4 protein-coding genes are annotated in these 7,691 nt (G+C 68.4%); all 4 read left to right on the forward strand.

The window, feature by feature from the left end; all coding sequences use genetic code 11:
- The first annotated feature begins 45 nt into the window (after nucleotides 1-45).
- Nucleotides 46-1,083, forward strand: a complete 1,038-nt coding sequence (locus DSD19_RS19235; RefSeq protein ID WP_165828188.1) for an efflux RND transporter periplasmic adaptor subunit — start codon at nucleotides 46-48, stop codon at nucleotides 1,081-1,083.
- Nucleotides 1,080-2,150 (forward strand): efflux RND transporter periplasmic adaptor subunit, encoded by a 1,071-nt coding sequence (locus DSD19_RS19240; RefSeq protein WP_113670780.1) that lies wholly within the window; start codon nucleotides 1,080-1,082, stop codon nucleotides 2,148-2,150. The genes DSD19_RS19235 and DSD19_RS19240 overlap by 4 nt, the downstream gene beginning before the upstream one ends.
- Nucleotides 2,147-5,227 (forward strand): efflux RND transporter permease subunit, encoded by a 3,081-nt coding sequence (locus tag DSD19_RS19245; RefSeq protein ID WP_113670781.1) that lies wholly within the window; start codon nucleotides 2,147-2,149, stop codon nucleotides 5,225-5,227. Before DSD19_RS19240 ends, DSD19_RS19245 begins: the two co-directional genes overlap by 4 nt.
- 510 nt (nucleotides 5,228-5,737) lie before the next feature.
- Complete coding sequence (locus DSD19_RS19250; RefSeq protein ID WP_113670782.1) at nucleotides 5,738-7,270, forward strand: acetyl-CoA hydrolase/transferase family protein; 1,533 nt, start codon at nucleotides 5,738-5,740, stop codon at nucleotides 7,268-7,270.
- The last annotated feature ends 421 nt before the right edge of the window (nucleotides 7,271-7,691 follow it).

The following is a 7,691-nucleotide window of genomic DNA, read 5'->3' on the forward strand; positions in this document are numbered from 1 at the left end:
GCATCGGAGTGCGACTTGAGACCAACTCGGCATGGGATCTGCGCCTTGGGCGCCCTTCTTCTGGCTGCGGCTCCGGCCGGGGCAGACCAGCCTCTGCCGGTGGAAATCATCCGGGTCGGCGCCGAATCCGCCGAAACCACCTACACCCTGACCGGCACAATCGAGGCGGTGGACGATTACCCCGCCTCGTTCCGGGACGGCGGCCGTATCGTCGAGGTGGCAGTCGAAGCGGGCGACGAGCTGGACCGGAATGACGTGATCGCGCAGGTCGATCCCACCGAGGCCAACGCCCGGCTGCGCGCGGCCACGGCTGCTCTGCAGGCAGCCGAGGCGGCGTTGGTGCAGGCCCGGCAGGCCCGCGACCGGGCGACGCGCCTGCTGGACGAGGGCAACACGACGCAATCCGACCTCGATGCCGCGGTGCAGGCCTATCTGTCGGCCCGGTCCGACCGGAACGGGGCCAGGGCCCGGCGCGCCGTCGCTGCCCGCGCCGCCGAGGACACCGTGCTGCGCGCCATCGAGCCCGCGATCGTGACCCACCGCTCGGCCGAGCCGGGCCAGGTCATGGCCGCCGGGCAGACGGTGGTGACCCTGGCAAATCGCGGCCCGCGCGAGGCGGTGTTCCAGGTCCCCGACATCCCCGAACTCGGCGCCTTTCTGGGCAGCCACGTGCGGCTGAGCCCACTGGAGGGCGGCCCCGGCCCCGGCACCAGCGCCCCGGTCAGCGAGCTTGCGCCGGTCGTGGGCGGCAATGGCACGGTCGAGACCAAGGTCCGCATCAATGGCACGGCCGCGCAGCTCTTTTCCATCGGCCAGCCGGTCGTTGGGGTCGTCACCCTGGCCCGCCAGACGGCGATAACGGTCCCCTGGACGGCGCTGACAGCGACCGCCGACGGCCCGGCCGTCTGGACAGTCGACCCCGCCGACAGCCGGGTCCGGCTCGCCCCGGTCGAGATCGGCGCCTATACCGACGGCGGCATCCGCATTGCCGCGGGCCTGGCCGAGGGCGAAGCCGTGGTCGGCGCCGGGTCCCAGTACCTTTTCCCAGGGCGCGAGGTTCGCCCGCTTGAGGGCTCCGAATGATCCGCCTGCTCGTTCTTGCCCTTGCGACCCTTCCCGCGGCCGCCCACTCGGCAAGCCCGGCCTGCGGCGACATTCCGGCCACCGGGCGTCCCGTGGTCTCGGAGACAGTCAGTGCCGATCCGACCCGAAAGCGCGCCTTTGCCGGAGTGGTCGCGGCCACGCACAGCACCGATCTGGCCTTTCAGACCATCGGCCGCGTCGCCCGGATCGAGGTCGATCCCGGCGACCGGGTCGCGGGCGGCGACGTGCTGGCGACGCTTGATCGGGTGAGCCTGCAGGAAGACGTCGCCTCGGCCCGCGCGGCGCTGAGCGCGGCCCTTGCCGAAGCTGCCTTTGCCCGTCAAAGCTTCGAGCGCGTGAACACCCTGGCCGAGCGCGGGATCGCGCCCCGCGCTCAGCTGGAAGAGGCCGAGGCCACACGCGATGCGACCCAGGCCCAGGCCGAGGCCGCCCAGGCCGATCTGGCCCGGGCGCGCGATGCGCTGGGCCATGGCACGCTGGTCGCCCCGAATGACGGGATCGTGCTCTCGACCGAAGTCGAGGAGGGCACGGTGGTCGCCGCGGGCACCCCGATCCTGACCCTTGCCGATCTGAAGGGCCGCGAGGCGGTGATCGACGTGCCGACCGAATTCCTGCAGGTTCTGCCGCGCGATGCGCAGTTCGAGGTCGTGGTCCATGCCGAATTCGCCAATCCCCGCAAGGCGCGGCTGCGGCTGGTCGAACCGGTCATCGGCGACAATATCCGCACCCGGCGGTTGCGCCTGACGATCACCGAAGGCGATTCCGATTTCCGCATCGGCAGCCTTGTGTCGGCCACCCTCGCCCAACTGGATCTGCCCGTGATGACCCTGCCCGCGACCGCCCTGACCGGGTCCGAAACCGATCCGGCGGTCTGGCGTGTGCTGCCGCCCGACCGACGGGTCGAGCGCGTGGCCGTCCGCATCGGGCGGCAGCTTGCCGACCGGATCGAGATCACCGAAGGCCTTTCGGTCGGCGACGAGATCGTGATCAGGGGCGCGGCCTGCCTGCGCGACGGGCTGGCTGTCGGCCCCCGGGTGGCCCCATGAGCCTGCGCCCGCGCTTCAACCTGTCGGACTGGGCGCTCGGCCACCGCTCGCTGGTCTGGTTCCTGATGCTGGTCTCGCTGGTTGCAGGCACACTGGCCTATCTGTCGATGGGCCGCGAGGAGGACCCGTCCTTCGCGATCAAGGTCATGGTGGTCTCGGCCGCCCTGCCCGGCGCCACCGCCGAGGAAACGGTGACCCAGGTCACCGACCGGATCGAGAAGAAGCTGCAGGAAATCGACGCGCTCAAGTTTACCCGCTCGGTCACCTATCCCGGCCGGTCTGTCGTCTATGTCGAACTGCGCGATTCCACGCGCGCCGAAGAGGTCGATGCGACCTGGCTTCGGGTCCGCAACATGATGTCGGACATCCGGGCGGATTTCCCGTCGGAATTCGCGGGCTTTTCCTTCAACGACGATTTCGGCGACGTTTTCGGCAGCATCTATGCCTTCGTCGCCGACGGCTTCACGCCCCGCGAGCTGGAAGACCGGGTCGAGGATGTCCGATCCGAGATCCTGCGGCTCGACCAGACCGGCAAGGTCGAGCTGGTCGGTGTGCGCGCCCCCGAGATCCATATCGAGTTTTCCAACCGCCGCCTGGCCGCGCTCGGGCTCGACCGCGAGGCGGTGCTGGACACGCTGGCGCGGGAAAACGCCATCGTGCCCTCGGGCACGATCCGCACGACGGGCGAACGCATCCTGATCCGGGTCACCGGGCAATACGCCTCGGCCGAGGATCTGGCGGCAACGCCGCTCCGGACCGGCGATGTCTTCTATTCGCTGGCCGATGTGGCCGATGTGACCCCGGGCTATGCCGACCCGCCGGCCGAGCTTTTCCGCTATAACGGGCATGAAGGCATCGCGCTTCTGGTGGGCATGCGCGAGGGCGGCAACATCCTGAAATTCGGCGCCGAGCTCGAAGCGGTGATGGACGGGGTCGCCCAGCGGCTTCCGGTCGGGATCGAGGTCCACAAGGTCGCCGACCAGCCCAGGGTCGTCGAGGAGTCGGTCGGCCATTTCACCAGGGCACTGGCCGAAGCGGTGCTGATCGTGCTGGCCGTCAGCTTCATTTCGCTCGGGCTTCGGGCGGGGATGGTGGTGACGCTGTCGATCCCGCTGGTGCTGGCCATGACCTTCGTGCTGCTCGACGTGATGGGCATCACGCTGCAGCGGGTGTCGCTCGGCGCGCTGATCATCGCGCTGGGTCTGCTGGTCGATGACGCGATGATCGCCATCGAGACGATGATTTCGCGGCTCGAAATCGGCGAGAACCTGACGAAGGCCGCCTCCTATGCCTGGACCTCGATTGCGTTTCCGATGCTGACCGGCACGCTGGTCACCGCCGCGGGCTTCATCCCCATCGCCTTCAATTCCAGCCAGGCGGGCGAATATACCCGGTCGCTGTTCTACGTCATTGCGATCTCGCTCTTGCTCAGCTGGATCGTCGCCGTTCTGTTCGCGCCGATCCTCGGCGTGACCTTCCTGCCCAGGAAACTGCGCCATGCCCACCGCGCAGCGGGCCGCGTGCGCCGGGCCTTCCGCTCGGTCCTGCTGAAGGCGATGCGATTTCGCTGGACGACGATCCTGCTGACCTCCGCGCTTTTCGCGGCCTCGGTTGCTGGGCTCGGGCATGTGGAAAAACAGTTCTTTCCGACCTCGGAACGGCCTGAAATCATCGTCGAGGTCACGCTGCGCCAGAACGGCGCCTTTGCCGCAACCGATGCCGCGATGGCCGATTTCGAGGCCTGGCTCGGCCAGCAGGACGAGGCCAGCTATTCGACCGCCTATGTCGGCCGCGGCGTTCCGCGCTTCGTGCTGACGCTCGACCAGCCGACCGCCAGCGAGAATATCGGCCAGCTCATGGTGATGACGCCGGGTCTCGAGGCCCGCGACCGGCTGCGCGCCAAGATCGCGGCCTATGACCGCGCCCATCCCGAGGCGGATTTCTACACCCGCCTGATCGAGCTGGGTCCGCCGGTCGGCAAGCCGGTGCAGTACCGCCTGTCCGGCCCCGATATCGAACCCCTGCGCGACCGGGCCCGCGATCTGGCGGCGCTGCTGGATGCCGATCCGCGGCTGACCTCGATCAGCCTGAACTGGTCGGAACCGGCCCGCGTGGTGCGGGTGATCCTCGATCAGGCGCGGCTGCGCCAGCTCGGGCTGACCCAGTCCGACGTGGCCCAGACCCTTTACGGTCTGTTCGAGGGCGCAGGCGTGACCGAACTGCGCGACGGTCGCAAGCTGGTCGATGTGCTGGCCCGGGGCGTGGCGGCCGACCGTTCCACCATCGCCGCGCTCGAGACGCTGCAATTCGGCAATGCCGCGGGCGACCCGATCCCGCTCTTGTCGATCGCGCGGCTGGAATGGACCACCGAACAGCCGGAAATCCACCAACGCGACCGGGTCCCGACGATCACCGTCGGCGCGGCGATCCGCGCCGACGAGCAGCCCGCCACCATCGTGGCCGACCTCACGCCCCGGATCGCGGCCTTTGCCAAGGACCTGCCGCCCGAGTACCGCGTCGCGCTGGGCGGGTCCGAGGAATCCAGCGCCGAAAGCCAGGCCCCGATCCTCGATGTGGTGCCGGTGATGGTGCTCAGCATCCTGACGCTGGTCATGATCCAGATGCAAAGCTTCCGGCTGCTGTTCGTGGTGCTGGCCGTGGCCCCGCTGGGACTGATCGGCGTGGTCGCGGCGCTGTTGCCCTCGGGCGCGCCGCTGGGCTTTGTCGCGCTGCTGGGGGTGCTGGCCCTCGTCGGCATCCTGATCCGCAACTCGGTGATCCTGATCCATGAGGTCGACGTGCTGATACGGGCCGGACAAAGCCCCTGGGAGGCCGTCTACGGCGCCTCGGACAGCCGCGCCCGGCCGATCCTGCTGACCGCTGCCGCGGCCAGCCTCGCGCTGATCCCGATCGCGCGCGAGGTGTTCTGGGGGCCGATGGCCTTCGCGATGATGGGCGGCATCATCGCCGGAACCGGCATCACCCTGCTTTTCGCCCCGGCGCTGTATTGCGTGGTCTTCCGGGTTCGTCCCCCGGCCCCCGCCGCCTCTGCCCCGAAGGCCGGGACCGGGAACTGAGCCCGCGACGGCCCGGGCAAACCGCCCTCGCAGATGATTCGCAACGGACCGGAAGACGGCCTGACGGGGACTCTTCGGTGGGTATACCCTCGTCCACGAAGCGCGCTGCGGCGGCGGGACGGCGGCGGAACGGGCGATTGGCGTCGATGGCGGGACGGATCTGGCCCGTGACGGCAGGCTGGGCAAGGCGCATGTAATCGCCCCCCTGCCGCGACAGGCCGGAACATCCGCAAACAATTTCGCAGCACAGGATAACAATCGCACCTGACAGCAATTTTATACCGCACGCGCACAAATCCCGCAAATCACGCATCCGAAACACAAGAATTGCACTCAGCGCATGGCGGCCATGATGGCATCCACCCTTGCCGTCGGGCACGGCAGTCTGTCCAACAGATCGGAACCGTGGGATCCCTCCGACCGCCCAGGGCCGGAATTCCCGCCTGAACACCAGCACTTCCCCGCTCCGCACCGGATGGCCGGGTTGGGGAGTTCGAGGAGGAGGAGCCCATGACCATCGCCCAACCCATCGCATCGAGGATCGGCGACCCGACGCTGCGCAACCGCGTGATGAGCGCGGAGGATGCCGCAGCGCTGGTTGCACCCGGATCGACCATCGGGATGAGCGGCTTCACCGGATCGGGCTACCCCAAGTCGGTGCCGCTGGCGCTGGCCGCCCGGATCGAGGCCGAACATGCCGCGGGCAACCCGTTCCAGGTCAAGGTCTGGACCGGCGCCTCGACCGGCCCCGAGCTTGACGGCGCTCTGGCCAAGGCCGGGGGCATCGAGTTCCGCCTGCCCTACAACTCGGACCCCATCGCCCGCGAAAAGATCAACGCGGGCGAGATGAACTATTTCGACATGCACCTGAGCCAGGTCGCGCCGATGGCGTGGCAGGGCTTCCTCGGCAAGCTCGACACCGCCATCGTCGAGGTTTCGGGCATCACCTCGGACGGCCAGCTCATTCCGTCCTCCTCGATCGGCAACAACAAGACCTGGCTCGACCAGGCCGAGAAGGTCATCCTCGAGGTCAACCACTGGCAAAGCGAAGCGCTGCGCGGGATGCATGACATCTATTACGGCACCGCGCTGCCGCCGCATCGCCGGCCGATCCCGCTGTCGAGCCCCAACGACCGCATCGGCCAGCCCTATTTCCGCTGCGATCCGAAGAAGATCGTCGCCATCGTCGAAACCGACGCGCCGGACCGCAACGCGCCCTTCAAGGCCCCCGACGAGGTGGCGCAGTCGATTGCCGGGCATCTGCTGGACTTCTTCCTGCACGAGGTCTCGAAGGGTCGCCTGCCGCCGCAGCTGCTGCCGCTGCAATCGGGCGTGGGCAACGTCGCCAACGCGGTGCTGACCGGGCTGATGAATTCGCCCTTCGAGAACATGACCGCCTATACCGAGGTCATTCAGGACGGCATGCTGGAACTGCTCGACGCGGGCAAGCTGCGCAGCGCCTCGGCCACCTCGCTGTCGCTGAGCCCCACCGCCGCGGAGTGGTTCAACGACCATGCCTACCGGTTCCGCGACAAGCTGATCCTGCGGCCGCAGGAAATCTCGAACCACCCCGAAATCGTCCGCCGCCTCGGCTGCATCGCCATGAACGGGCTGATCGAGGCCGACATCTACGGCGCCGTCAACTCGACCCATGTCATGGGCTCGCGCATTCAGAACGGCATCGGCGGCTCGGGCGACTTCGCGCGCAACGCCTATGTCTCGGTCTTCATGACCCCTTCGACCGCGAAGAACGGCAAGATCTCGGCCATCGTGCCGAAGGTCGCCCATGTCGATCACATCGCTCAGGACGTGCAGATCCTTGTGACCGAACAGGGGCTTGCGGACCTGCGCGGCCTCGCGCCCAAGCAGCGCGCGGCGCTGATCATCGAAAACTGCGCCCATCCCGATTTCCGCCCGGCGCTGCGCGACTACTACAAGCGCGCGATGGAAGGCTCTTACGGCAAGCACGCGCCGCATCTTCTGGACGAAGCGCTGTCCTGGCATCTGCGCTTCGTCAAGACCGGCTCGATGCAGGCCGAATAGGCCGGGCCGTCCCGCGCCATCTCTGGCGGGCGCGCGTCCCCGCGCCCGCCCTTTTCCAGCCGCCTGTCGAGGCTTGGTAGACTGCCGCCGGCAAGCGTCGCCCGAATCTGCTGTATTCCGATCTTCATCGCCTCTGCAGTGGCCCGTGCGCGGGCGCGCTTGCAAACGCGTGGGCCGCGCGGTCCGGACAGGTCGGCACGCCGTGTCACAAGAAAAAGCCCCGTCCGGGGGGAGGCCGGGCGGGGCAGGTTACACCCCGGTGTCCAGCCGGGGCGCGGGAGTATCCGACCGGACCCGGGGCAAGGATCGGGTCCGGGGTCGCCGCACCGGCCAACAGGGTCGGAACGGGCGCTTTCAGGGCCTGACGTCTTCCTCCTCCCGGGACGGGACTTGCCCGGACAAAGGAAAGACGGGGCCGCGG

The sequence above is a fragment of the Rhodovulum sp. BSW8 genome (genome assembly GCF_003314725.1).
Classification (GTDB): Bacteria; Pseudomonadota; Alphaproteobacteria; order Rhodobacterales; family Rhodobacteraceae; genus Rhodovulum; species Rhodovulum visakhapatnamense.

Coding starts and splice junctions, on each gene's coding strand:
- DSD19_RS19240 (WP_113670780.1), top strand. CDS start 1,080: ATGATCCGCCTGCTCGTTCTTGCCCTTGCGACCCTTCCCGCGGCCGCC.
- DSD19_RS19245 (WP_113670781.1), top strand. CDS start 2,147: ATGAGCCTGCGCCCGCGCTTCAACCTGTCGGACTGGGCGCTCGGCCAC.
- DSD19_RS19250 (WP_113670782.1), top strand. CDS start 5,738: ATGACCATCGCCCAACCCATCGCATCGAGGATCGGCGACCCGACGCTG.